Source organism: Cohnella hongkongensis (assembly GCF_042654645.1).
Lineage (GTDB): Bacteria > Bacillota > Bacilli > Paenibacillales > Paenibacillaceae > Cohnella > Cohnella hongkongensis.
This window is the reverse complement of the sequence record NZ_JBHSEP010000054.1, coordinates 1-696: the sequence shown is the minus strand read 5'-3', so window position 1 is coordinate 696 and position 696 is coordinate 1. Positions and strand designations below refer to the sequence as shown.

Genomic DNA, 696 nt, shown 5'->3' with positions numbered 1-696 from the left:
CGAAGCCTCCCGTACTCGTTATGCGTATAGATGGTGGCGCAGGCGCTCGTAGCCAGCATCATGAACGCCCCGGAGGGATTGTGGGCGTGGGTGCTGCGGAAGCGATATTCGCAAAAGTAGTACGGCCGCCTCCAAGGAGAGACGCGACCGTAGTAGCGTCGAGTGAAGGAGCGGGCTTTTCTGAACATCAGCTGCATGGCCCGCCTGACGACCGGCTGCTGGGCCGAGCGTTTCTCGCGGTTCCAGAAGTCGAACAGGGGCGCGGACTCGACCTTGTACATCGCCAGACGGATCCTGTGAAGCAGACGTCTAGCTGTCCGATATTGCAGCTTGAGCGTACGGGCAAGCAGGCGGGCGGAGCAACGTCTGCCCGAGACGACCCAAAAGATCGCAACCATCCAACAGCGAAGAGGAAGCTTGGTGCGGTGCATCAAGGTGTTGGCGGTAATGGAGGTTTGCGTCTTGCAATTGGCGCATTCGTAGACGTTCCGCGTCTTGATCAGACAGTATCGCATCTCGCCGCACTTGGTGCAGATAAAGCCGCGCGGCCAGCGGACGTGAAACAAGAAATCCCGGCAGGCCGGCTCGTCGGGAAAACAAGCCATAAACTTGCGAATGGACATCAAGCGGAACGCCCCCTTTGAAAGGAACATTTGTTCTTATTTCGAGTATACCAAACATTTGTTCTCATTTCAA

Annotated in this window: 1 protein-coding gene; it reads right to left on the bottom strand. The window is 56.8% G+C overall.

What is annotated here, in order from left to right:
- On the bottom strand, nucleotides 1–623 hold a 623-nt coding region (locus tag ACFO3S_RS27905), incomplete at its 3' end, for a transposase (RefSeq protein WP_378103047.1).
- Between the last annotated feature and the right edge of the window lie 73 nt (nucleotides 624–696).